At 43.0% G+C, this 22,135-nt stretch carries 19 protein-coding genes and 1 tRNA gene; 13 read left to right on the top strand and 7 right to left on the bottom strand.

What is annotated here, in order from left to right:
* The first annotated feature begins 35 nt into the window (after nt 1–35).
* From FO440_RS24675 to FO440_RS05960, 3 genes are read left to right on the top strand one after another with little or no spacing between them, the layout of a single operon-like run.
* Nucleotides 36–1,994 (top strand): glycoside hydrolase family 97 protein, encoded by a 1,959-nt coding sequence (locus tag FO440_RS24675; RefSeq protein ID WP_222103931.1) that lies wholly within the window; start codon nt 36–38, stop codon nt 1,992–1,994.
* A 5-nt stretch (nt 1,995–1,999) separates the two neighbouring features.
* A complete protein-coding gene (locus FO440_RS05965; RefSeq protein ID WP_144247300.1) occupies nt 2,000–3,424 on the top strand; it encodes a glycoside hydrolase family 27 protein in 1,425 nt (474 codons plus the stop codon).
* 46 nt (nt 3,425–3,470) lie between these two features.
* Nucleotides 3,471–3,671: a nuclear transport factor 2-like protein gene (locus FO440_RS05960; protein WP_144247299.1), complete on the top strand. Its 201-nt coding sequence runs from the start codon at nt 3,471–3,473 to the stop codon at nt 3,669–3,671.
* Nucleotides 3,672–3,952: 281 nt separating this feature from the next.
* Here FO440_RS05960 and FO440_RS05955 read toward each other — a convergent pair whose 3' ends face one another.
* The 3 genes from FO440_RS05955 to FO440_RS05945 form a co-directional block, all read right to left on the bottom strand.
* On the bottom strand, nt 3,953–4,756 hold the full coding sequence (locus FO440_RS05955; RefSeq protein ID WP_144247298.1) for a helix-turn-helix domain-containing protein: 804 nt from the start codon (nt 4,754–4,756) through the stop codon (nt 3,953–3,955).
* 33 nt (nt 4,757–4,789) lie between these two features.
* Nucleotides 4,790–5,605 carry an oxidoreductase gene (locus tag FO440_RS05950; RefSeq protein WP_144247297.1) on the bottom strand — a complete coding sequence of 272 codons (816 nt, stop codon included), beginning with the start codon at nt 5,603–5,605 and terminating at the stop codon, nt 4,790–4,792.
* Between the two features lie 227 nt (nt 5,606–5,832).
* Nucleotides 5,833–5,904: transfer RNA gene (locus tag FO440_RS05945), tRNA-Glu, on the bottom strand.
* A gap of 207 nt (nt 5,905–6,111) precedes the next feature.
* Between FO440_RS05945 and FO440_RS05940 the strand changes: the two genes are divergently transcribed.
* Genes FO440_RS05940 through FO440_RS05915 form a run of 6 tightly spaced genes read left to right on the top strand, consistent with a single transcriptional unit; the run spans nt 6,112 to nt 12,474 of the window.
* Nucleotides 6,112–6,393, top strand: a complete 282-nt coding sequence (locus tag FO440_RS05940; protein WP_144247296.1) for a DUF427 domain-containing protein — start codon at nt 6,112–6,114, stop codon at nt 6,391–6,393.
* A 2-nt stretch (nt 6,394–6,395) separates the two neighbouring features.
* Complete coding sequence (locus tag FO440_RS05935; protein ID WP_144247295.1) at nt 6,396–7,787, top strand: mercuric reductase; 1,392 nt, start codon at nt 6,396–6,398, stop codon at nt 7,785–7,787.
* A gap of 6 nt (nt 7,788–7,793) precedes the next feature.
* Nucleotides 7,794–8,750: an ABC transporter ATP-binding protein gene (locus FO440_RS05930; protein WP_144247294.1), complete on the top strand. Its 957-nt coding sequence runs from the start codon at nt 7,794–7,796 to the stop codon at nt 8,748–8,750.
* Nucleotides 8,743–10,314: an ABC transporter permease/substrate-binding protein gene (locus tag FO440_RS05925; RefSeq protein ID WP_144247293.1), complete on the top strand. Its 1,572-nt coding sequence runs from the start codon at nt 8,743–8,745 to the stop codon at nt 10,312–10,314. The genes FO440_RS05930 and FO440_RS05925 overlap by 8 nt, the downstream gene beginning before the upstream one ends.
* 3 nt (nt 10,315–10,317) lie before the next feature.
* Nucleotides 10,318–11,466 carry an ergothioneine biosynthesis protein EgtB gene (gene egtB / locus FO440_RS05920; protein WP_144247292.1) on the top strand — a complete coding sequence of 383 codons (1,149 nt, stop codon included), beginning with the start codon at nt 10,318–10,320 and terminating at the stop codon, nt 11,464–11,466.
* Between the two features lie 18 nt (nt 11,467–11,484).
* Nucleotides 11,485–12,474, top strand: coding sequence for an L-histidine N(alpha)-methyltransferase (locus tag FO440_RS05915; RefSeq protein WP_144247291.1), 990 nt, complete (start codon nt 11,485–11,487; stop codon nt 12,472–12,474).
* A 517-nt stretch (nt 12,475–12,991) separates the two neighbouring features.
* Here FO440_RS05915 and FO440_RS05910 read toward each other — a convergent pair.
* Nucleotides 12,992–13,333: a VanZ family protein gene (locus tag FO440_RS05910; protein ID WP_144247290.1), complete on the bottom strand. Its 342-nt coding sequence runs from the start codon at nt 13,331–13,333 to the stop codon at nt 12,992–12,994.
* Nucleotides 13,334–13,393: 60 nt separating this feature from the next.
* Entirely contained in the window at nt 13,394–13,774 is a 381-nt protein-coding gene (gene gcvH / locus FO440_RS05905; protein WP_144247289.1) for a glycine cleavage system protein GcvH, read from the bottom strand.
* Between the two features lie 140 nt (nt 13,775–13,914).
* Between gcvH and FO440_RS05900 the strand changes: the two genes are divergently transcribed.
* Together FO440_RS05900 and FO440_RS05895 are read left to right on the top strand one after the other, a co-directional pair.
* Nucleotides 13,915–14,490, top strand: coding sequence for a DUF4142 domain-containing protein (locus tag FO440_RS05900; protein WP_144247288.1), 576 nt, complete (start codon nt 13,915–13,917; stop codon nt 14,488–14,490).
* Nucleotides 14,491–14,853: 363 nt separating this feature from the next.
* Nucleotides 14,854–15,417 (top strand): hypothetical protein, encoded by a 564-nt coding sequence (locus tag FO440_RS05895; RefSeq protein ID WP_144247287.1) that lies wholly within the window; start codon nt 14,854–14,856, stop codon nt 15,415–15,417.
* Nucleotide 15,418: 1 nt separating this feature from the next.
* Here FO440_RS05895 and FO440_RS05890 read toward each other — a convergent pair whose 3' ends face one another.
* Entirely contained in the window at nt 15,419–15,637 is a 219-nt protein-coding gene (locus FO440_RS05890) for a hypothetical protein (protein ID WP_144247286.1), read from the bottom strand.
* 129 nt (nt 15,638–15,766) lie between these two features.
* Nucleotides 15,767–17,575 carry a TPR end-of-group domain-containing protein gene (locus tag FO440_RS05885; protein WP_144247285.1) on the bottom strand — a complete coding sequence of 603 codons (1,809 nt, stop codon included), beginning with the start codon at nt 17,573–17,575 and terminating at the stop codon, nt 15,767–15,769.
* Nucleotides 17,576–18,138: 563 nt separating this feature from the next.
* Between FO440_RS05885 and FO440_RS05880 the strand changes: the two genes are divergently transcribed.
* Nucleotides 18,139–19,197, top strand: a complete 1,059-nt coding sequence (locus FO440_RS05880) for an endo-1,4-beta-xylanase (RefSeq protein ID WP_144247284.1) — start codon at nt 18,139–18,141, stop codon at nt 19,195–19,197.
* A gap of 226 nt (nt 19,198–19,423) precedes the next feature.
* Complete coding sequence (locus FO440_RS05875; protein ID WP_144247283.1) at nt 19,424–22,075, top strand: beta-galactosidase; 2,652 nt, start codon at nt 19,424–19,426, stop codon at nt 22,073–22,075.
* Nucleotides 22,076–22,135: the final 60 nt, after the last annotated feature.

Here is a 22,135-nt window from a genome sequence, read left to right as displayed (position 1 = left end):
TGCTAAAAAACTGAAAGACCAATTACCTGATCGTTATGAAAACTGCTGTTGTTATTTTCGCTATCGTTTTGTCAACCAATGTTGCGCTGTACGCCCAAAGTTACCGGGTGAATTCGCCGGATAAGGCCCTGCAAATAACGGTAAGCAATAAAGATCAACTCCAATATGCGGTTAATTATAATGGAAAATCAATTATAAATCCATCGGCCTTAGGTTTTGAGTTTACGGGTGAGGAGCCGATGGGTAAAATGATGAAAGTGGTAAGCCAATCAACACATGAGTTTAACCAAACATGGCAACCGGTAGTAAAGTCAAAACATAGCCAAATCACCGATCATTATAATGAGCTTGAATTGCTATTGGAGGAAAATGGCGACCGACACCGACAAATGAAAATGTTTTTCAGGGCTTACAATGATGGCGTAGCATTTAGGTACCAGCTTTGGGGTAACACTGAACGCCAAATAACTAAAGAATTAACCAGCTTTAATGTGGCCGGTAATGCAAAGGCCTGGGTTGCCGAGTATGGGCGGTATAATTCTTCGCAGGAGTCTGAGTTTTGGCCGCGCAACATTAATTATGTCACCAATAAAACTATAGCGGCCTTACCGTTTTTAATACAGACCTCCGAAAAAAAATATGTGGCTATTACCGAAGCCGATATTAATAATTACCCCGGCTTTTATATAGGCTCATTAAGCAGTGATACCACAGCATCAAACCATACAACGTTAGTAACCAAATTAGCGCCATTACCCGGCGAAAAAGAGAACGGGATAAAAGCAAGGTTTAGTGATAACTTATTTACGCCCTGGCGGGTAATTATGCTGGCCGACCGGCCGGGTAAATTGATCGAGTCGGAGATCATTCAAAATCTCAACCCGCCTTGTGCTTTAAGCGATGTGAGCTGGATAAAACCCGGCATGAGCGCCTGGGATAACTGGTGGAGCGGTGATGTTAAAATGGATATGCCTACTATCAAAAAATACATTGACCTGGCATCGGCACAACAATGGCCTTATATGCTGATAGACTGGCAGTGGTATGGCGAATTTAACAAGCTTGAAGCCGATATAACCAAGCCCGCCCAACAGATCAATATGCCTGAGATATTGGCCTACGCTAAGGCAAAAAATGTAAAGTGCTGGGTATGGCTTTACAATACCGATGTTGACCGGAATAACGCGTTTGAAAAAGCTTTCCCACTGTATCAGCAATGGGGACTTGCAGGTGTTAAAATAGATTTCATGGATCGTGATGATCAGCAAATGGTTAACTGGTACCGCCGTATAATTACAGCAGCAGCCAAATACCATTTAATGGTTGATTTTCACGGCGCATTTAAGCCTGATGGCATTATCCGCACTTACCCTAACATGATAACCCGTGAGGGCGTTATGGGCGAAGAGTATTCTAAATTTTCTAACCGGGTAACGCCCGAACACAATACCACCCTGCCATTTACACGGATGCTGGCAGGCCAAATGGACTATACACCGGGCGGTTTTTTAAACGTGACCAAAGCGAATTTCAGGCAGCAGATTCCGACAGTTGTAATGAATACCCGTTGTGCCGAGCTGTCAAAATTTGTGATCTACGAAAGCCCGTTTACGGTTTACTGCGACGCGCCCGAAAATATCCTGGGCCAACCCGGCGCCGACTTTTTAAAGGCTATGCCTACGGTTTGGGATGATACAAAAGTTTTGGCGGGCTATCCCGGTGAATATATCGCCATAGCGAAACAAAGCGGGAAAAACTGGTACGTTGGGGCAATGAATAATAGTACTGCCAGGAGCATTAGTTTAGACCTTACATTTTTACCAGCCGGTAAGTACAGCATTACTACCTGGGCAGACGCGTCTGCCGCGGATGCCGATCCTAAGAAATTAGTAAAAACTACCCGCGTTATAAATTCACAACAAGCACTGCAGGTAAAAATGGTTTCGGGTGGTGGTTTTGTAGCACAGATCACGCCTGTAGATTCTAATAAATAAAAAATATGAAACTACAAGGTTTGCTGCTTTCAGTATTTGCTTTTTGTACACAAGCGGTATTTGCTCAAACAAAACCGGTAAAGCAAAGTGCTGTCCCATCGCATAAAAAGATCGCTGTGGCTGCAAAGTCTGGAATATTGGCCGCTACGCCGCCTATGGGCTGGAACAGTTATAATTGTTTTGGTTCTGCAGTACATGAAGATGAGGTAAAGGCAAATGCAGACTATATGGCCAAAAACCTTAAAAAGTTTGGCTGGGAATATATTGTAGTGGATTTTTTATGGTCGTACGATAACCCGCCGGGAAGCAAAATAGGCAACCCTTATCAAATGAAAATGCCCGATGGCTCGCTTGTACCATGGCTTACCATGGATAAATGGGGACGCTTACTGCCGCAGCCAAATAAATTTCCGTCTGCCTGGGGCGGCTTGGGTTTTAAGCCACTTGCCAATTATATTCATTCAAAAGGGTTAAAATTTGGTATTCACGTAATGCGAGGTATTCCGCGACAGGCATATTGGGCAAAATCGCCTATAAAAGGTACCAGTGGTATAACGGCGGATATGGTGGCAGATACCAATTCAAAATGTACATGGATGAACCATATGTACGGTTTAGATATGAAAAAGCCAGGTGCCCAGGAGTACCTGAATTCTATATTGGAGTTATATGCTTCATGGGGTGTTGATTTTATTAAAGTTGACGACCTGTCACGGCCGTATAGCGAGCCTGAAGTTGAAGGCTACCATAAGGCTATTATCAATTGTGGCAGGCCAATTGTTTTGAGCCTATCGCCGGGTAGTACGCCAATAGCCGAAGCAGAGCATGCGGCTAAAAACGCGAATATGTGGCGACTGGCAGATGATTTTTGGGATAACTGGAATGAAATTACCGCGATGATGCGCCAGGCAAAACTATGGGAAGGTAAGACTGCCGCGGGTACATGGCTCGATTGCGATATGATCCAGATAGGCAAGCTCTCTAAACGCGGCCCCGTTGGCGAAGAACGATATAGCAGGTTTACCCGGGATGAAGAATATACACATATGACTTTTTGGAGCATTTATCGCTCGCCGTTAATGCTTGGGGGTAATTTGCCCGAAAATCGTCCCTTCGAATTAAGTTTATTTAATAACAGCGAAGTACTTGCTGTAAACCGGTATGGCGAAAACCCGCGCGAGCTTTATAATAAAAACGGCAAAATGATTTGGTACTCGCACGTTCAGGGCAGTAAAGATCTGTATGTAGCCATGTTTAATTTAGGCGAAGATGCCGATAATGTAACACTGCCATTTAATGAACTTAAGCTTAATGGTAGTGTCATGGTAAGGGATCTTTGGAAAAAGCAAAATATAGGGACATTCACCAATACCTATCAACAACGGATCAATAAACATGGTGCTGCATTATTCAGGCTAACAGCAATGTGATTTGATCTTGGTTGTTTGCCAGGAGGAAAGAGGATTGTACTAAATATTGATACAGGGCATCGTTGAAACCATCAGAAAATCTTTTCAAACCCGCGACTATAAGCCGTTTGTTGATTTGTTTACTGAAAATGGCGCTTATGAAACACCTTTTGCTGTTGAAAACAAACGTATTGAAGGCCTCCCCGCAATCGGTAAACACTTTGCGAAGAAGATAGAAAGCCCCATAAACAAGGCGCTTAAAATTTAGCCACTACAATTGTGTAAGCTGCAGAGTTGTGCTTACCGTTTCCAGGATATGTAGCCTTGCCATTTTTCCAGTATTTGGCAATCTGGCCGTGCCTGGTATTTTCGTCGCCTGCTATATAACGTTGTTGTCCAAAACAGCAATTGCCTCAGCATAGACATTAAAAACGGTTTGTCTGAACTAAGTATTATTTCTCTGCCATTTTTCCAATATACAAGAACCAGTTTGTAGTGAATAGACAAATATTCTCGAAACTATTCATGGGTGATTTAAGGGGCCTAACTTTACACCCTTGACGGTGCAACACCAAAAGCTTGTTTGAATGAACGGGAAAAATGCGATAGGTTTTCGAACCCTACATCTAAATATACATCCGACGGCTTACGGCCTTTTTCGCTGATCAAATAATGAGCTTCTTCAAGTCGTTTTTGCAATAGCCATTGCCCGGGTGAAGTTTGAAATATCTTTTCAAAGTCGCGCTTAAAGCTTGCTAAACTACGGCCCGTTAATCTGGCAAACTGTACAGCAGGCACATTGTACATGTAGTGCCTGTTCATATAATTTTCCAGATCAATTTTGTAAGGGTCGCTAAAATCAAACAAGAAGTTTTTGAGGTCAGGGTTTGATCGCAACAGCAATTCAACAGCCTCCTTGGTTTTGATATCGGCCAATACAGGTTTAGGCTGTGCATTATTTTCAAAATAAGGCATCAGAGAATCAAAATAACCTTTTATATAAGGATCCGGAGGTAAGATAAGCATTGGCGAACCGGTGTATCTGGCTACCGCCGACAATTTATTTTCGGCCCAGTATTTTCGTAGAAAATCCTGATCCAAAAAGATATTTATCGACTTAAATTCTCCTGACGGCGGCGGTACTTTTATGGATTTCACCAATAGGTTCCTGCGCACTAATCCTATCTGCCCCGCACCAAAAACTTTTGTACCTTCAGGGGTTTGAATATGCGTTTCGCCGGATATAATATATCCTAAGGCATGTTCACAAACATATTGTTCATTTCCGCGCGCCTTTTCATTAATGCACGAATAAAGCAGGTTGTCCAGTTCAATATGCGAAGTGTCGTTCATGTGAAGTTCAAATATACTGATTCTATAATCTTATTACTTTTTAAATTGACTCATCATTATCTTGTCAAACAGCCTGTCGGATAATATTTTACGCATAAATAAGGCAACCCCTGCCATATAACCATCGGAATATCTCGTTTTGGGCTTTTTAGCTTCAATGGCTTTCCTTACCAAAGTCGTAATTACCTCCGGTCCGGGTACTTTATTTTCAATCGTGTCAAACAATTCTGCAACCTGATTGGCCTTTTGCTTATAAGCAGTATGCCCTGAAATTTTCTTTAGATTATCACCTGCAATGCCGCTCCACTCTGTTTTTATACCGCCCGGCTCTATAACTATCACATCAATGCCAAACTGCTCTACTTCGTTACGCAGGCTATCACTCAATGCTTCCAGCGCAAACTTGCTGGCATGGTACCAGCCACCAAAAGCCATAGCTAATTTACCACCTATTGAAGTTACATTAATAATGCGCCCAAATTTGTGTTTACGCATAGAAGGTAAAACCAATTGCATTAAACGCGCTGCCCCAATTACGTTTACTTCCAGCTGGTACCGCGCGTCAGCCATCGGCACGTCTTCAATCGCACCATATGAGCCAAAGCCCGCATTGTTGATCAATACATCTAACCTGCCTTCAACTTTAATTATGGTGTCAATTCCCGTAACCATTGAGGCATCATCGGTTACATCCATCTCTAATATCTTTACGCCAAGCGCTTTGATATCATCCATTTTGTCTACCCTGCGTGCAGCGCCATAAACTACGTGGCCATCTTTTACTAATCCCTTAGCGAAATCTTTACCCATCCCGGCAGAGGCACCTGTTATTAATATTACATTTTTCATTTTTCTGTTTGCTTTAATTGCAAAACAAAGGTCAGGCTAAAAAAACAGTACGGGTTTGCCGGGAAGCTCAAATTACTTGACTGGAAGGCTCAAAATTTATTTAGTCATTTACAGATGTCAAGGCAGGCCTTTGATAAAACCCTTCTTGGCTCGATAGTAATTGTCTATGTGCCACTTGTTTTTGGACATAAAAAAAGGAAACAACCATTATCTGGTGTTTCCTTTTGTAGCCCGTAGGGGAATCGAACCCCTGTTTCTAGAATGAAAATCTAACGTCCTAACCCCTAGACGAACGGGCCATTTTTTAAAATGATTTCCCTTATTTTGGGATTGCAAAGATATACGTTTAATGGTAAATTAAAAATAATCTTTTAAAAAAAATTATCTATGGTTTTTATATGACATAATCACCCGTTGATAATCAAACAAAAACATCTTTTTTGCCTTATCAATCTATCAAAGGATAAACTTATCTTTATTAAACAAAACCAAGCAATAGTACCAATATGAAAGCAATATGGAATAACCAGGTAATTGCCGAGAGCGACAATACCGTTGTGGTTGAGAATAATCATTATTTCCCGGTTGAAAGCGTTAAGCCCGAATACCTTTGCAGTTCAAGCACCAATACCGTTTGCCCGTGGAAAGGCCTGGCATCATACCATAGCCTGGTGGTTGATGGTAAAGAGAATAGGGACGCGGCCTGGTATTACTCTGATCCGAAAGAAGCCGCGGCGCATATTAAAAATTATATAGCCTTTTGGAAAGGTGTACAAATAACCAACTGATCATGAAGCCGAAAGAATATGATGCTATTGTTATAGGCGCCGGGCAGGCAGGCCTACCGCTTGCCAAAAGATTGGCCAAAGCAGGCAAAAAAGTGGTGCTGATTGAAAAACGCTGGGTAGGCGGCACCTGTGTGAATGATGGCTGTACACCTACAAAAACCTGGGTAGCATCTGCAAAGGCCGCCTACATGGCTACCAACAGCGGCCCGCTGGGGATCAAAATAAAGGGTTACAAGGTGGACATGGCGCTGATAAAAAAACGCAAAGATGATATTGTGATGCACGCCCGTAACGGCAGTACAAAAAACGCAGATGAAACGCCCAACCTTGACCTGGTATTTGGCGAAGCTGTTTTTATTGACGTTAAAACCATATCGGTAAAACTGAATGACGGCGGCACGCAAGTTTATAAAGCCGACCTGGTGTTTTTAAATAATGGCGCTAAAACTGTTATTCCTGATATTGAAGGTTTGAAAGACATTAATTATTTAACCTCGACATCTATTTTAGAGTTGGATAAAGTGCCTGGTAATTTATTAGTGATCGGCGGTAATTATATCGGTTTAGAGTTTGGACAAATGTTCCGCAGGTTTGGCAGCAAGGTCACAATAATAGAGCGGTCAGCACGGTTGATCTCGCACGAGGATGAAGATCTCTCTCTTGAAATGCGTAAGCTGTTTGAGCTGGAAGATATCAATGTGCAGACGGGGTCGCAGGTGGTTAAGTTTAAACAAAGCAAAAAAGGCAAGATCATCGCCACCATAAAAAACGCGGGGCACGAGAAGAAAGAGAAATTTAGCCATGTGCTGGTGGCTGTGGGCCGCTCGCCCAATACAGATAACTTGGGGTTAGACAAAACAGGTGTTAAGGTTAATGAAAAAGGCTTTATCAAGGTAAATGATAAGCTGGAAACCAACGTGAAAGGTATTTATGCTTTAGGCGATGTAAATGGCGGCCCGGCGTTTACCCATATTTCCTATAACGATTATACCATCGTCTACCGTAACATTATTGAAAAAGCCAACCTGAATACCAAGGACAGGCCTGTACCTTACTGCATGTTCACCGACCCGCAATTGGGTCGCATCGGTATAAGCGAGCAGGAAGCAAAAGACCAGGGGCTTGATGTGATCATAGCCAAGCTACCCATGGCGCATGTAGCGCGTGCTGTTGAAACAGGCGATACCCGCGGATTTATGAAAGCCGTGGTCGACCGTAAAACAAAGAAGATATTGGGTGCCGCTATTTTAGGCCAGGAGGGTGGCGAGATCATGTCGGTACTGCAAATGGCTATGGAGGGTGGTATTACTTATGATAGGATCCGCTATTGTGTATTCGCGCACCCGCTGTATTCAGAGTCATTGAATAACCTGTTCATGCGTATTGAAGATTAATTGCCGATGATAAAGGTTGACCATTTAAGTAAATCATTCGGGAAAACTAAGGCTGTTGATCATATTTCGTTCGAGGTTAACGAGGGCGAGAACCTGATCTTGCTGGGTACCAGCGGTTGCGGTAAAACCACCACGCTTAAAATGATCAACCGGTTAATTGAACCAACCGCCGGTAAGATCTTTATTAACGGGCGAGATATCATGGAACAATCGCCCGAGGCATTGCGCCGCGGTATCGGTTACGTATTGCAGAACAATGGCCTGTTCCCACACTATACCGTGGCCGAGAATATCGCCATCGTTCCGCAATTGCTAAAATGGGACGACAAGCAGATCAAACATCGCGTTAGCGAGTTATTGGAGAAACTGCACCTCGATAAAAAATATTTAAACGTTTACCCTAATGAATTAAGCGGCGGCCAGCAGCAACGCGTTGGTTTGGCCCGTGCCCTGGTTGCAGATCCTCCTGTGTTATTGATGGATGAGCCCTTTGCCGCGCTTGACAATGTAACGCGCTCAAAGATCCATGCCGAGTTTAAGGAGTTGGATGAGCTAAAGCGAAAAACCATCATCATGGTGACGCACGATGTGCAAGAAGCTTTTGAGCTGGGCGACAGGATCTGCCTGATGGACAAAGGCAGGATCATACAGAACGGCACACCTGCTGAATTGCTGTTTAAACCAGCCAACGCTTTTATTAAAGATTTTTTAAAAGAGCAACGATTGCAATTGGAGTTTAAGGCGATCAAGCCCCCTCCGCCCTCTGAAGGGGGAACTTTTGAATTGCAGGGCGTTGCTTTTCCGGCTGATGCAAGTTTGTGGTTTATGTTAGAGCGGTTACAGTTTACAAAAAATGAAAATATAGCCATACTCGATCATGAGCGTAAAAAAGTTGGAACGTTGGGTTTTGAGGAGTTGATGTCGGCATTTTATCAATACAAAAAGCACCAGCCGCATGAATGAGCAACAGCAAACCCTCTGGCAGTTCATGGCCCAGCAAAGCGATAAGCTGCTTACGCAAACGCTGCAGCATATCGGGCTAACTTTTATTTCGCTCATCATAGCGGTATTAGTCGGCTTGCCGTTGGGCATTCTTATCGCTCGGAAAAGAAAATTATCAGGGTCGATTTTAGGCGTTGCCGGTGTTTTGCAGACCATCCCCAGTATAGCGCTTTTGGGTTTTATGATCCCCCTGCTGGGCATTGGTGCAAAGCCCGCCATTGTTGCTTTATTGCTGTATGCGCTGTTGCCAATCATTCGTAACACCTACACAGGCATTACCGGGGTTGACGGCGCTGTTAAAGAAGCAGCGGTAGCCATGGGCATGAGTAAAAGGCAGGTGCTGTTTAAGGTTGAGCTGCCCCTGGCTATGCCGGTGATATTGGCCGGTATCCGTACCGCTACGGTAATAAATGTTGGCGTGGCTACATTGGCCTCATACATAGCGGCGGGTGGCTTAGGCGAGTTTATTTTCGGTGGTATCTCGCTTAATAATACCAACATGATCCTGGCGGGGGCCATCCCGGCGGCTTTGCTGGCTATTTTGTTTGACTCTTTACTATCCATGCTGCAGCATCTTAATCTGAAGAAATTGAAGGTCGCGGCTAAAGTATTACCGGTATTGATCATCGTGATGGCTTGTTTTTACTTTATCCCATCAGCCTATGGCAGTAAACTTACCGCCGGTTTTACGCCCGAATTTATGGGCCGGCAGGATGGTAACCTGGGCCTGCGCAGTAAGTATGGGCTGAAGATCCATACCATAGTCATCAGCGATGCGGTGATGTATAAAGCCTGTTTTGAGAAAGAGCTGGATGTGATCAGCGGCTACTCGACCGACGGGCGGCTCAAAGCTTACGACCTGGTGGTTTTAGATGATAATAAAAAGATCTTCCCGCCATATTATGCCGCGCCGATAGTAAGGGACGATGCCTTGAAGAAATTTCCTGACCTGGAAAAGACATTAAACATGCTGTCGGGCAAAATAAATGATAGCGTTATGACCGATTTAAATTACCGGACTGACTACCTTCACCAAAGCCCGGAACGTGTGGCTAAGGACTTTTTAACGGCGCATAATTTATACCAGCCGGAGCGTGGCGGTAATGCAGGGATAGTGCGCATAGGCTCTAAAATATTTGGAGAACAATATATTTTAGCCAGTATGTACACCATGCTGATAAAGGGATATACAGATTATGATGTGGCCACCAAAACGGGGCTGGGCGGCACTAAAATTTGTTTTGATGCGCTGACCAATAACCAGATAGACCTATACCCCGAATACACGGGGACAGGCCTGCTTGCCATATTGCAGCCACAGCAAAAAGCTATTGATGCTTTGGAGGGCGACAGGGATAAAACCTATAACTATGTTAAAAACGAATTTGAAAATCGGTATCAAATTAAGTGGCTGCAACCTATTGGATTTAACAATGCCTATGCTTTAATGATGCGTAAAAAACAAGCTGCCGATCTGGGTGTTAAAACCATATCAGACCTTAAACAGTATTTGGAAAGAAAATAATCAATGGATCTATTAGACTGTTACTTTAAAGTTAGAAAACATACTGAAGCTATCTGCAGCCACCTGCAGACCGAAGACTACGTGGTGCAGCCGGTGGTTGACGTGAGCCCGCCCAAGTGGCATATTGGCCATACCACCTGGTTTTTCGAGACCTTTATTTTAAAGCCCTACGCTACCGGCTACCAGGAATATAATGCGGAATATAACTACGTGTTCAACAGTTATTATGAAGCTGTGGGTAACCGCGTTATCCGTACAGACCGGGGCAATTTAAGCCGGCCAACCGTTATCGAGATCTATCGCTACCGCGAATACGTAGATGATGCCATGACCAAATTCTTACTCGAAGAACCCTCGGCAGAGGTGCGTGAATTACTGGTTTTGGGCCTTAACCATGAAGAGCAGCACCAGGAATTGCTATATACCGATATCAAATATATTTTAGGGCATAATCCATTGTTCCCGGCTTATAACAAAGACTATGTGTCGCCAAAGGTTGCGCGCAGCGATTCCGGGTTTATTAAGCTGGATGAAGGCGTTTATGAGATAGGCTTTGCAGGCAAGGGCTTTAGTTTCGATAATGAGCATAACCGCCATAAGGTATATTTAAACGCTTTTGACATAAGCCCTAACCTGGTTACTAATGCCGAGTATTTAGAATTTATAAATGCCGATGGCTATCATGATTTCCGCCACTGGCATGCCGAGGGCTGGGATTGGGTAAAAACCCATCATATCGAATCACCGCTTTACTGGCATATGATCGATGGCGAGTGGCATAACTACAGTTTCCATGGTTTAGAGCCATTGAAACTGCATGATCCTGTTTGCCATATCAGTTATTTTGAAGCCTACGCTTATGCCACCTGGAAAGGTATGCGCCTGCCAACCGAGTTTGAGTGGGAAGCTACCGCGCCGCAATTTGCATGGGGTAAAAGCTGGGAATGGACCGAAAGCTCGTATCTGCCATATCCCGGTTTTACAAAGGCTGCCGGCGCCATTGGCGAGTATAACGGTAAATTTATGGTGAACCAAAAAGTATTGAGGGGCGCATCGGAAGTTACATCGCCGGGGCATAGCCGTATCACTTACCGCAACTTTTTTCAAACGCATTTACGATGGCAATTTACTGGCATAAGGCTTGCTAAGTAATTGCACCAAATGGATACTATGAACCAATCAGCTACACAACCGGAAGTATTAAACGCATCAAAAAATAGCGCGGAAGCGTTTTATAAAGATGTTATCAAGGGCTTACAGTCGACACCTAAGCGGCTTAACTCCATGTATTTTTATGACGCCGCGGGCGATAAGATCTTCCAGGAGTTAATGGATTGTCCTGAATATTATCCAACAAACTGCGAACTGGAGATCTTCTCGGAAAAAACGGCACAACTGGCAAAAGCTATTATTGGCGATGGCGACGCGTTCGACCTGATTGAGCTTGGCGCGGGCGATGCCACCAAATCATCTTACCTGCTTAAATATTTGCTGGACGAGCAGATTGATTTTAATTACCTGCCTATAGATATATCCATCAGCACTATCAATTACCTTACTATTAAGCTGCCGCTTACTTTGCCCGGTATCAAAATAAAAGGGTTGAACGGCGAGTATTTTGATATGCTTAAAAAAGCCGCCGCGCTGTCAAACCGCCGCAAGGTTGTACTTTTTATGGGATCGAATATTGGTAATATGCCAGTGACGGAAGCGACCGCGTTTTGCAAAGAGCTGCGCAACCATTTGGCCCCGGGCGATATGGCGCTGATAGGCTTCGATCTGAAGAAATCACCCAAGGTGATACTGGCTGCTTATAATGATTCTGAGGGGATCACTAAACGCTTTAACCTTAATTTGCTTACCCGCATAAACCGCGAATTAGGTGGTAATTTTGATCTTGACAAATTTGACCATTATGCCATGTACGATCCTGAAACAGGTGCCTGTAAAAGCTATCTCATCAGCCTTGCAGACCAATTGGTGACCATTGGTAAAGAAACCATCCGTTTTGTTAAGGACGAATATATCTACATGGAGATCTCGCAAAAGTTTACCCTCATGCAAACCGACCAGATGGCAAGCAACACGGGTTTTAAACCTGTAAGCCGTTTCCTTGACAACAAAAAATGGTTTGTTGATACGGTTTGGATGGCAGAGTAAACCAGTAAGAGTAAAATCATTTCCACGGGTATCCGTAACTTTACCGGTAGTAAAAATTGCCATTATTCAGGTATCAGCCTTTATGCCCGTAGTAAAAAACACTGTTTTTCGGGTATTGTGCCCGATACCGGTAGTAAAAAAGGCCATTTATCGGGTATCAGGGTCAATGCCGGTAGCATGGTTGATTGATTAATTGTTGATAATCAATCAATTGTAAAATATCCCGGTAAAAATCAGCTTTTTATTTATTAAAGAACTTTTGTAAAATATTGGCGGGGAAGTATGTCTGAGTATCCTTCAGGGTACATACAAATATAAGCAAATTTTGTCGTTTATACTAAGAGGTAGGTCGGAAATCCCCGACGACTAATTGCCCTATCGCGTAGCGTAAATAACAGGTGCTTGTCCGGCTTTAGCAGGGGTAGTTGCCTTACTAAAATGCGGGCAATTGCAGCTTTTATGAAAAATACCGCAAGAACTTAAACCCATTACCAGCGCCACTGCGGCTATTATTAATTTACTTTTTAACATGTTTAACAGATCCAATAATTACTAATATACAAAATATAGCCATACATGCACCCACGGCATCTGCAAACAGGTCGGGCCAGTTACCATCGCGCCAGGTAAATACGTATAGCTGCAGCAACTCAATAACACCGCCGTAAATAATTGATATTGCTGTAATAACAAACGCCGGCATAAACTTTAAAGTATCTGTGCCCTTTTGCCATAAATAGCCGTTTGCACTAAGGACAACCACCATAAAAAAGAACCCGCAATGCACCAGTTTATCAAATCCCGGAAAAAACATAGGCGACTCGCTTATAGGCCCAAGCTTTATATTGCAGAGTATCATTACAAACAAGGCCCACAAAATTGTGAGCCTTTGGTATCTTAAGAAAGATTTCATTATTAATTACGCACCAACCAGGCCTTTATAATCATCGGCTGATAATAAACCCGCTACATCGGCAGCATCGGCTACGGTAATCTTTACCATCCAGCCTTCGCCATAGGGGTCAGAGTTTACCAGTTCAGGCTGCGTGTCAAGCGCTTTGTTAACTTCTGTAACGGTACCGGTTACCGGCATAAACAGGTCAGATACGGTTTTAACAGCTTCAACAGTGCCAAAAACGCCCTCTTTACTTACTTCTTTACCTACCGAATTGATATCTACATAAACAATATCACCCAGTTCGCCCTGGGCAAATTCTGTTATACCTATGGTAGCAACACTACCTTCTAATTTAACCCATTCATGGTCCTTGGTGTATTTTAATTCAGCAGGAAAGTTCATATGTTAATTTTAATTTACCCAAAAATAAGAAAACTTTAGGCAACCAGATAAATTTAACCTTAAGAAACTGTAATTTTAATAAATATCTGCGTTCTATATATGGAACAGATTTTGTAACCGATTAGTAAACCATCCTGATAATGAAAAAAGTAACGCTGTTATTGCTTACCCTGTTTGCTGTTTGTGTATTGCAGGCATGCCATGGCCATAGTGATAATGCCGATACAGATGATGATACTACTACAGATGTGGTTGATACCGCTAACAACGCTACCATTATTGTAGGCAAGGACGACGCTAAATTTGTTACCACCATTGCCCAGGCCTGTCTTGCAGAAATAAAGATAGGCACCATGGCTAAGCAAAAAGGTAAGGACAAGCGGATAAAGAACTTTGGTGCCATGATGGTAAAGGACCTGACCAAGGGTAAGGGCCGGTTGATAGCATTGGCGAAAGCAAAGAAGATCACCCTGCCTGATTCTATCAGTATGGAAGCACAGCAATCAATAGCCGATCTTGATAAAAAAGACGGGAAAGATTTTGACGCCGCGTACCTTGATAAAACCCGCGAAGATTACAAACGGGCGCTCGACCTGTTTACCACCACATCAAAAACCGCTTATGATCCGCAGATAAAGGCATTTGCCACCCATAACATCCTCACCATACAAAGGCATCTGGATCTGATAGATGCTATTGATGGGAGTATGAAATAGTACCTCTCCTAAATCCTCTCCAAAAGAGAGGACTTTGATGAATATTCTAAAATTAAGTTTTTCAAAATTGCGCCGTAGGTGCAAAACGTCGGTAGAAAATATAATATGCAATCAATAGCGTGCCATAGGTACGCAACTTCGCAAGTATCGTACCTGACGGCACGAATCTTTGTTGGACTTTTTTCTACCGACCTTTAACACCTACGGTGTTTGGGTTTGTAGAGAAGCTAACCATTGGCAAAGGGGTATGTATAAATAAGGAATGGATGCGATACTTTTTAGCTTGTGGCGGCATTATCACCGCACCACTATGACTTACAGTACTTTACCAATAAAAATATATATTTACGTAAACGAATGTTTATGGAAACAACTGATAAACCTGACTGGCAATTTGATGTAAAGTACAAGCAAAAGCTTGAAACGGAAGAGGCTAAATTAATTATAGAAGGTGCCGAAACCGCTTTTAATGATTCTATTGAAACAAGTGTCAGGATCCTTGAACGCACCACCTCGCTTTTACAACTAGTAGCCGGCGTACTGGTAGGCCTGGTGGCTTATGCCATTGGCGATTGGGAAAAGACAGCCAGTTTTGACGCTATTTTAGTCACCGCCATAGCGGGTATTACCTATTATTTTTTGCTGGGGATATTTTTTATCTACCCCAATATCAGGCCGATGGAATACGTGCTGCCGGGCACCCAACCAAAAAAGGTGATCAATGACACGGTGTTCGACCTGCCGAAAGATAACCGGCTGAAATTGCTGTACATCACCAGGATCACAAACCTACAGGCGGGCATTACCGAAAACCGGGCTAAAAATGATAAACGATGGAAGATCTACAAACAGTCTTTAAACCTGCTGTTCTATTCGCCCATCGTTTTAATTGTGGTTTATTTAATAAGCCGCAGGTACTTTTTATAAGTTATTCCTCGCTTTCGTCGCCCCGGTCGTTCGTATCAATTTCGGGGAAACTCTCCGGCGGCAATTCTTCAATGAGATATTTCTGACCTACGTCGTTGGTATCCAGTTCAGGATAATCTCCCGGCGATATGGTAGTTGCCTGCCCATGGTCATTGGTCGTGATCTCCGGAAAATCATCTTCCTTCTCTTCATTAACAGGGGTTTCTTCGTCTGGTGCCATGACTTAACTTGTTTAGATTAAATTTAGGGAACTTAATTTGAAAAACAAATAGTTGGTGGTGAAGTAAAGGCACAAGTAGCTTGCGATTGGCTAGCTCGCTTATATTCTTGTATTGACCGAAAACTTCATTTAATTATATTTACTTAATAATCGGATAAGGTCATCGTCTTCTGCAAATTTTGACCAATCCCGATCTGCTAGCACTTCTTTTGTTGAAGTGCTACGATTCTTTAATGTTAATTCAAGAAATCTTAATGCGTTATTTTTTTCGCCAAGTAAAGCGTATGCACACGCTACATTATACTCATTATCTCCCAACTCCACAGCCCTTTTCGCCTTTTCTAACGCCTCATTTAAATATAAAATCCGTTTTTCGTTTTTTAAAGAATATGAATAACATATCAAAGCATATGACCAGTTGCTGTATAAGTTTTGATTTTCATTGTTAATCGATTCTACTTTTGCAAATTTTTCAAAACTTAAGTTATAATATAGTTCTTCTTCTGATCCTGATAATTTTTTGGCATACTCAGTTAGTGTTGAACCCCAATTAAGATACGCTTCTTCATATAGATCATCAAGTGCAGTCGCTTTTTCAAATTTTTCAAAGCTTGATTTATAAAAGTTGATTTGTTTAGTACCTGTTAGTATACTTGCAAAATCGCCTAGTGCTGAACCCCAGTTGTTTAAAATAAAAAAATCATCTTTATTTAAATCGATGGCTTTTTCAAATTTTTTGACTGCCATCTCAAAATATTTTTTTTGATCAAGCCCCTGTGAGTTTCTCGCTTTTGAATGTAACCTTGCACCCCAATCATTGTATAATCGACTCAAAAGTTCATTTATTTCTGCGTCATTAAGTGTGATGCCCTCTGTAAATAAGTCATCATTATTTTCGTAGTCATTTTTAATTAATGCATTAATAAGAGATTTTTTTAATTTACTTTTTCTTATATCCCTGTCAGTCATTTCCTTAATTGACTGATTTTTACCTTCATACTTTTGAATTGCATCTTCGACCATTTTTTTTGAATCGTCAAGTCGTTCTCGTACACTTTTGTAAGTTTCCGTGTTTTCAATATCAACAATATTATCTAAAGAGCTTTTTAAAAAGCTAAATGGTTGGTCAAATATCGATGGTTCAGGATTGCCTAATTCTGTATTTAATTTTAAACAAAACGAATCAGCGTCATAATCTTTTATTAAGAAAGAATTAGTGTTTGATTTATCTAACAAATCTTTAATAACGTTATCGGCGGGATCATTTTCTTTATATCCTACCCAATATAAACCATCATCAAAACGGCCCAAATTAACAATATGATCAAAAATAGGGTCGCCACCACTATATCCTATAATTATCCATATCCTTCCATTAGATATTTTATTTAATATTGGAGGTACGATCTCTTTAACTTTTTCCATTTCGTCTTTAGTGTTTAACAACCAAAGTCCGTTATGCTGACCATGTAAATAAGTTATAGATTTGGGATGAAAAGATGTAGTTGTTATATCCTTAAGTATTGAAATATCGTAAGTTGGGGGGAAAATATTATATAGTGCCAAAGCCCTTTGCATTAAATTATCAAAGTTAACCGTTAGGAAATAATCGATAAATCCAAGTTTCATCATTTGTGCCAAATAAACATGTGTTACGTTTATTTTTGCTTTATCAATTAGACTTTTTAAAAGCTCATTTCTTTCACTTGGTTGTAATGTGTCCATTAACCGCGAATAGGTACGCTCTTCTTCCTTTAATTTTTTTATTTTAGGATTAGACGGGTAATCTGTTATTATAGTTTTAGCAATGGTTTTAGCATCAGGAATACCTGCAGACCTTGAGGCTCCCGCTCCTAAAAATACAATTGGTTTTGGCCTACCTCGCTTTTCAGCTTCTTTTATAATATAAGCAAGGTGATCAATAGTTTCAATCTTCATCAATCGGTTTAGGTGTTAAGGTATCAATAAAAAATAAATGTAAATATATTAATTAAGATTACAACCCCTACCTTAGTATGCCACTTACATAGGTCATTAGAAATTTAATCCCTCTAATGACGCGAGTATGGAACGAAGACAAAAAGCGATGAGTACTCGTTACTAATCAGTCTCTTCGAATTAACGCAAAAACAAACTTTTAAAAGACTGACTATCAATAAGTAATTAAAATTTAAACCTGTCTTTTACCGACTTATAGGTGTGGCTCGTTTTGACTTACCTATTTTCAATTAAATCGCTTATTTACAAATAGTTAATCCAAGCCTCGGTTCACTTGTCCCAACTGGCCCACACCCGCGTGAAACAAGCACATCATAAAAAGTTCCCCTCTTGAGAGGGGGGCGGGTTGGCTTGTACTGCTGTAGGGGTGTGTTTACACACGCGAAATGACACACCCCTACACCCCTCTCAAGAGGGGAACCGCGCAAGGCCGTGTTGTAAAATAAGCATTGCCACGGTATTTTTAATAACTTAGTATCCTGATGCAAAAAATGTTGAAGCTTATGTTAAACAAAAGGTTACTGCTGCTGATGTTCGCTTTTAAGGCCCTGACCGTTTATGGTCAATTGGGAGACAACAAAGGTTTAAAAGACGTTTACAAGGACTACTTTCCCATTGGTGTAGCGGTAACTCCGGCCCAACTGCGGGATCCGGCGCAGCAAGCCCTGATATTACGACAGTTTAACAGCCTAACGCCGGAAAATGCCATGAAGATGGCGGCTATACACCCTCAGGAAGATCGCTATAACTGGCAGGACGCGGATGCTATTGTCGATTTCGCGCAGCTGCATCATTTAAGGGTGCGTGGGCATAACCTGTGCTGGCACCAGCAGGTACCGGCCTGGATGTTTTATGATAAGGCAGGTAACCTGGCTACCAAAGAGATTTTATTAAGCAGGCTTAAGGCACATATATACGCAGTCGTTGGCCGTTACAAGGGTAAAATATATGCCTGGGATGTTATAAATGAGGCTGTAGCGGATGGTGGTGACCAGCCTTTACGAAACTCGCCATGGTACCAGATCTGCGGCGAGGATTATATTTTCAAGGCATTTCAATACGCGCATGAGGCCGACCCCAACGCGGTGCTTTTTTACAATGAGTACGGTACAGAAAGCCCCAAAAAACGCGACCGGGTTTATCAACTGCTCAAGAAAATGATAGCGGCCGGCGTGCCTGTTAACGCTATTGGGTTACAGTCCCATTGGTCGTTAACCAACCCTGCTGACGATGAGATCAAAACCTCGATAAAGCTTTATTCTTCGCTGGGCCTTAAAGTACAGATAACCGAACTGGATATGTCTGTTTACGCAAACGAAGATAAAGCAGACAGTACTGGCTACACGCCGCAACGCGAAAGCCAGCAGACACAACGCTACGGGCAGATGTTTAACATTTTCAGGGCTAACAGATCGGTTATTACCGGCGTTACCTTTTGGAATTTAAGTGACAAACATAGCTGGCTTAATAATTTCCCGGTGCGCGGCCGAAAGAATTACCCGCTTTTATTTGACCGGAATCTGCAACCCAAAAAAGCCTATTGGAGCGTAGTTAATTTTTAATAGCGTCGGAATTTTTTGACTGAAAGTGTACCAAACTGTATCATGAGATCAATATCAGAAAGTTAACAAATTGTTTTACAGTTAATTACAAAAACAGGTGTATCAAAGTGTATCGCCGGGACACATTCAGTTTGGTACACCTGCGCTGTTTGTCTGGACTAGTCCCGTATTTCAGAATGACTGTTTTTCTACCGACCTTTATACCCTCAAGGCTATTTGAGATACTATGCGTACTATTCTGTTTATACTTTTATTTGCCTTTATCAGCAAGGTAAACGCCCAGCCCGGCACGGGTACACCAACCCGTAACGATCATATGTTCCCATCGGCAACCTCGGCAAAGCCATTTATAGATTATGACGCACGCGGGTTCCTGGTAAACGGCAAACGTACGTTCATTGCTTCAGCAGGGATGGAGTATGCGCGCGTGCCGCGGGCCTTATGGCATGATCGCTTGCTGCGCCTAAAACGGGCAGGCTTTAACGCCATAGAGATGTACACCTTTTGGAACTTCCATGAACCCAAAGAAGGCCAATTCAACTTTACCGGCGACCACGATCTGAACGCGTTCTTACAACTGATCAAAAGCATGGGCATGTATGCCATAGTGCGTGTTGGCCCCTACTATTGCGGCGAGTGGGACATGGGTGGTTACCTTATCTGGCTGCGCTTTAAACCCGGCTTGCGCGTACGCGAGGATAACCCGCAGTTCCTGGCAGCGGTCGACAAATACTTTGATAAGTTGATGCCAATCGTCTCTAAAAACCAGGTAAACCATGGCGGCGCGGTCATTATGGTGCAGCTTGAAAACGAACACCGCGCCGGCTGGGGAACCGTTACGCCTAACAATTACTTTAAGCATTTAAAAGATAAAACGGTATCGCTGGGTTTGCAGGTGCCTTACTTTTTTAGCGGGCTGCATTCGGGCAATGACCCTGCCGGGGATTTTGCAAGCCTGGATGATCCTGCCCGGCCAAACCCTTGGTTTTGCCCGGAGTATTGGGGTGTATGGTTCTTAAACTACGGCCCGCAGGAGCTTGACTCGACACTGTACGACAGGCGCACCTGGAAGATACTGGCACATGGCGGTAATGGCTATAACGTTTATATGGCCCACGGCGGCAGTAACTTTGCTTATAATAACGATAAAGAAAACGCAGCCTCATACGATTACGGCGCGGCCATAGGCCAAACTGGTGACCTGCGGCCTATCTATTACGCGTTTAAACGTGCCAACTGGTTTGCACAAAGCTTTCAAACCGTATTGGCAAACAGTCTTGATGATCAAGCCGATAAACCTGCGGTATCTGACACCATCATAAAAATCACCTCAAGAAAAAGCCCTGCCGGAACGATCAGCTTTTTAGATAACCCGGATTCGGTAGCGGTAAAGTTTGATCTGCACGCCCCTGCAAGTATCCCGGTAAAAGCCGTTGTAGCAGTCAACCTGCAAGCCGGCGAGATCATGCCGGTAGTGCAGAACTATCAGCTTACGCCAGCGGTTAAATTGGTTTGGGCGCCCACGCGTATTTATGGCATTGTAGCGCAAGGCAATACAACCACTCTATTATTATATGGCGATACCGGTTCATTAGCTCAATTATATTTCAAAACTGGTGGAGACATGAAGGTGACTTCGGGTACAGCTAATTTCAAAACGAATGGCGGTTTACTGGAGTTTAGCGCTGCTGTGACTGCCTCGCCAGATGCATACAGCTTTACTGCGGATGGAAAAGAGATCAAGCTTATTGTTGTAAATAACCAGTTGGCATCGCGGTCGTGGTTCGCAGAGCTTGATGGCCAAACCCACGTCGTCATTGGCCCTGATTATGCCGCTGATCTGTCGGGCAAAAGCAATCAAATGAGCCTGACTATCGAGCGCCCCTGGATCGCTCATACCAATAACCCAACCTGGATCTTCAAACCAACCGGATCAGTTATGAAGCCTGCCCAGCCGGTAAGGATGGTTAAGCGCCTGGTTACGGTCAATCCCGACCCATGGCAGTTTGCACGGGCAGATCAACCTGCTATGCCGGGATATGACGATTCAAAATGGCTTAAAAGTAAAGAACCACAACAAATGGGGGCAGATGGCGATATAACCGCTTATGCCTGGTATCGCACCAAAATAAAAGTAGCCCATAGTGGCAAATACGCTTTGATATTAAAGCATGCCCCCGAAAACGGCGCTCTGTTTGTAGATGGTAAGCGGATGGATACCGCGACCATATTCCAGGATACTACGCATATTACATTAACCGGCGGCATGACGCATACGCTGGCGCTTTTTACCTCGCACATTGGCCGCAACAAGCTGATCTTTAAAACCGGTCGGATTGACACCCTTGACCGTAAAGGGATATGGGGCGAAGTGAAACTACAACAAGAAGGCGGCAAAAGTGTCGCTGTAACTATTACTAACTGGCGAATGCAGGGCGGGCCATGCGGCTCGTCTATAGGAGATGGTTGTGCTATCAGCATGGCTACTAACACACACCTGCAACCGCACAAGGCGGCGCGCGCCCTCTCAAGAGGGGAGTTGGAGGGCGGTTACGAATGGCAGCCATTATCTGTCGCAACCTTTCATGGTCCGGCATTTTACCGCAGTACATTAAACTTTCCGGCATCAAAACAATCAAATTCAATATGGCGCGTTAATACTACCAGTTTAAGCCGTGGTTCGGTTTGGGTTAACGGGCATAATTTGGGCAGGTATCCTGAAAAGATAAAAATAAACGGAATGTACATACCTGAGTGCTGGCTAAAACCAGGTAAAAACTCCCTGGTGATCTTTGATGAAGAGGGTGTATCGCCGGATAAAGTAGCCGTTGAGGCAGAGGCCGCCGCAAGCAGGGATACAGAAACGTTACAGTTTTAAAACGAAACTGTTACAGTAAGTTTCCGATATTTTAATATTTTTGTAATCGAGAGTAGAACA

Source organism: Mucilaginibacter corticis (assembly GCF_007558865.1).
Lineage (GTDB): Bacteria > Bacteroidota > Bacteroidia > Sphingobacteriales > Sphingobacteriaceae > Mucilaginibacter > Mucilaginibacter corticis.
This window is presented reverse-complemented; position numbering and strand designations above follow the sequence as displayed.

Bases quoted from the DNA above. Each gene is read 5' to 3' on its own strand.
- FO440_RS05910 (WP_144247290.1), bottom strand. From the start codon at position 13,333: ATGATACTCTGCAATATAAAGCTTGGGCCTATAAGCGAGTCGCCTATG.
- gcvH (WP_144247289.1), bottom strand. From the start codon at position 13,774: ATGAACTTTCCTGCTGAATTAAAATACACCAAGGACCATGAATGGGTT.
- FO440_RS05930 (WP_144247294.1), top strand. From the start codon at position 7,794: ATGATAAAGGTTGACCATTTAAGTAAATCATTCGGGAAAACTAAGGCT.
- FO440_RS05965 (WP_144247300.1), top strand. From the start codon at position 2,000: ATGAAACTACAAGGTTTGCTGCTTTCAGTATTTGCTTTTTGTACACAA.
- FO440_RS05925 (WP_144247293.1), top strand. From the start codon at position 8,743: ATGAATGAGCAACAGCAAACCCTCTGGCAGTTCATGGCCCAGCAAAGC.
- FO440_RS05885 (WP_144247285.1), bottom strand. From the start codon at position 17,575: ATGAAGATTGAAACTATTGATCACCTTGCTTATATTATAAAAGAAGCT.
- FO440_RS05890 (WP_144247286.1), bottom strand. From the start codon at position 15,637: ATGGCACCAGACGAAGAAACCCCTGTTAATGAAGAGAAGGAAGATGAT.
- FO440_RS05955 (WP_144247298.1), bottom strand. From the start codon at position 4,756: ATGAACGACACTTCGCATATTGAACTGGACAACCTGCTTTATTCGTGC.
- FO440_RS05940 (WP_144247296.1), top strand. From the start codon at position 6,112: ATGAAAGCAATATGGAATAACCAGGTAATTGCCGAGAGCGACAATACC.
- egtB (WP_144247292.1), top strand. From the start codon at position 10,318: ATGGATCTATTAGACTGTTACTTTAAAGTTAGAAAACATACTGAAGCT.
- FO440_RS05880 (WP_144247284.1), top strand. From the start codon at position 18,139: ATGTTAAACAAAAGGTTACTGCTGCTGATGTTCGCTTTTAAGGCCCTG.
- FO440_RS05875 (WP_144247283.1), top strand. From the start codon at position 19,424: ATGCGTACTATTCTGTTTATACTTTTATTTGCCTTTATCAGCAAGGTA.
- FO440_RS05900 (WP_144247288.1), top strand. From the start codon at position 13,915: ATGAAAAAAGTAACGCTGTTATTGCTTACCCTGTTTGCTGTTTGTGTA.
- FO440_RS05950 (WP_144247297.1), bottom strand. From the start codon at position 5,605: ATGAAAAATGTAATATTAATAACAGGTGCCTCTGCCGGGATGGGTAAA.
- FO440_RS05895 (WP_144247287.1), top strand. From the start codon at position 14,854: ATGGAAACAACTGATAAACCTGACTGGCAATTTGATGTAAAGTACAAG.
- FO440_RS24675 (WP_222103931.1), top strand. From the start codon at position 36: ATGAAAACTGCTGTTGTTATTTTCGCTATCGTTTTGTCAACCAATGTT.
- FO440_RS05935 (WP_144247295.1), top strand. From the start codon at position 6,396: ATGAAGCCGAAAGAATATGATGCTATTGTTATAGGCGCCGGGCAGGCA.
- FO440_RS05915 (WP_144247291.1), top strand. From the start codon at position 11,485: ATGAACCAATCAGCTACACAACCGGAAGTATTAAACGCATCAAAAAAT.